Here is a 2303-nt window from a genome sequence, read left to right on the forward strand (position 1 = left end):
GCCCTTGAAAGTGCCAAGATCACCCCAGTTAAGATTCCACCTCCAGAAGCAGGTAAAATCTGGTGCCATATGGTCTGCCATTTAGACGCGCCCAATGCGAAGGAAGCATCTTTTATTGAAGAAGGTACCGCTTTAATCGCTTCTCTTGTAGCGACAATCACTATGGGGAGTATCAATAATGAAAGGGTTAAACTGCCTGCCAAAACACTTGGCCCAAGATTCATGATCCTAACAAAGACCTCTAAGCCCAATAATCCATAAATAATGGAAGGGACGCCTGCCAGGTTTGATATATTTATTTCCAATAAGCCGGCGAGTTTATTTTTTTTGCTGTATTCCTCTAAGTATATTCCTGCAGCCACGCCCATAGGAAAGGCGATTATGGTGGTAAAGAACAAAATCCATATACTTCCCATCAAAGCTGTGTAAATACCCGATTTTTCTGGTTTTCTGGAGGGAAGATTTGTAATGAAACCCCAATCGATTCTACGTACCCCATCAATTAAAATATCGCCAATGAATACGACGAGCAATACCACTCCGATAATGGTGCAGAAGATTCCCCAGTATTTGAAGAGCTGATCTTTCAGCCTGTTCTTACGAAGATTATTCATACTTTTCCTGGAATTTTTTTCTGATTCGGTAACTCAAGGTGTTCAATAAAAACGTGAAGACGAATAGTGTAATACCCGCTGCAAAAATGGTCCTGTATTCCAATGATCCATGTTGCACATCGCCCAAACTTACTTGAACGATATAGGCGGTGATTGTTTCTATTGGAACTGTTGGGTCCAACGTCAATCTAGGTTGTTGCCCTGCCGCTATGGCCACGATCATGGTTTCCCCTATGGCTCTTGAAATTGCAAGGATTATGGAAACAATAATACCGGAAGAGGCTGCTGGCACAATCACCTTAAATGCCGTTTGAAGTCTTGTAGATCCCATACCGAATGATGCTTCCCGAAGCGAATCGGGGACCGCATGTAACGCGTCCTCACTGATTGATGATATAAAGGGAATTATCATGATACCCATAACGATACCTGCAGAAAGCGAATTGAATCCCGATAGGTTCGGAATCAGTTCCTGTAAAAATGGCGTCACGACCACTAGAGCGAAAAAACCATAAACTACGGTAGGTACGGCAGCAAGCAATTCCAATAAGGGTTTTACGGATTTTCGAAAACTTTTTGGGGCATATTCACTTAAATAAATGCTTATTGATAGTCCTATTGGCAGGGCAAAGGCTATGGCTATAAACGAGGTAAGCAATGTGCCCGACAGTAGGGGCATGATCCCAAAATGCTTTTCGGTGAAAAGGGGTGTCCATTGCGTATCGGTAAAAAAATCAAAAATCGAAACCTCGCTAAAAAATCGAAAAGCCTCGATAGACAATACAAGGATAATCCCAAGGGTAACCGCAATGGTAATCAAGGCACTGGACAATAGTGACTTTTCAATTATCAATTCTTTGATTTTTCGCATTAAATGTCTATTAAATAAGGAAACCAGGCACCCAATTAGGTGCCTGATTGTCCAGAAAAAACTTTTGCTTATTTGTTACTTTCAACAAAAGTTTTGAAATTATCTTTTTGGGCACTGTAGTTTTCTGATGGAAGCGGAATATAGCCCACATCCTTTGATAACTCACCTGCATTATCTATGTAGAAGTTTACAAACTCTACAACTTCAGGAGACGCAACTGAGGTACTATTTACATAGATGAACAAGGGCCTTGACAAGGGTCTGTAGGTGCCATTTTTGACCGTTTCAAGAGATGGTTTAACCACTTCTTCCCCGTTATGTACCCCAATTAATTTCAATTTATCCTCGTTTTCGGTATAATATGCAAGTCCAAAGAAACCCAAGGAATATTTGTCACCAGCAATTCCTTGTACGAGAACATGATCATCTTCACTAGCTGTGAAATCACCTCTACTTGAACCACTTTCACCTACAACGGCCTCCGTAAAATAATCATAGGTACCAGAAGCTACCCCAGGACCGAATAAATGAATTTCCTCATTGGGCCATTCCGGACGGATTTGGTTCCATTTCATGATTTTACCCTGTGCAGCAGGTTCCCAGATTTTTTTGAGTTCTTCAACGGTAAAACTATCTACCCAATCATTTTCTGGGTGTACCAAAACAGCCAAGCCATCATAGGCAACTTCCAACTCCAAATATTTAATGTTGTTTTCTTCACAAGCTGCTTTTTCCTTGTCTTTAATAGGACGGGAAGCATTGGAAAGGTTGGTTTCCCCTCTAGAGAATTTTTTAAACCCTCCACCAGTACCTGAAAC

3 protein-coding genes are annotated in these 2303 nt (G+C 41.2%); all 3 read right to left on the reverse strand.

From position 1 onward, the window contains the following. The coding region (gene pstA, locus WBM98_RS03940; RefSeq protein ID WP_424364723.1) for a phosphate ABC transporter permease PstA at positions 1 to 614 on the reverse strand (614 nt) is incomplete at its 3' end. Next, complete coding sequence (gene pstC / locus WBM98_RS03945; RefSeq protein WP_424364724.1) at positions 607 to 1485, reverse strand: phosphate ABC transporter permease subunit PstC; 879 nt, start codon at positions 1483 to 1485, stop codon at positions 607 to 609. The genes pstC and pstA, both read right to left, overlap by 8 nt. 68 nt (positions 1486 to 1553) lie before the next feature. After that, positions 1554 to 2303 (reverse strand): PstS family phosphate ABC transporter substrate-binding protein (locus WBM98_RS03950; RefSeq protein ID WP_424364725.1); only part of this gene is annotated, 750 nt, incomplete at its 5' end.

Origin of the sequence: Maribacter sp., assembly GCF_049667165.1 — a bacterium.
Lineage (GTDB): Bacteria > Bacteroidota > Bacteroidia > Flavobacteriales > Flavobacteriaceae > Maribacter_A.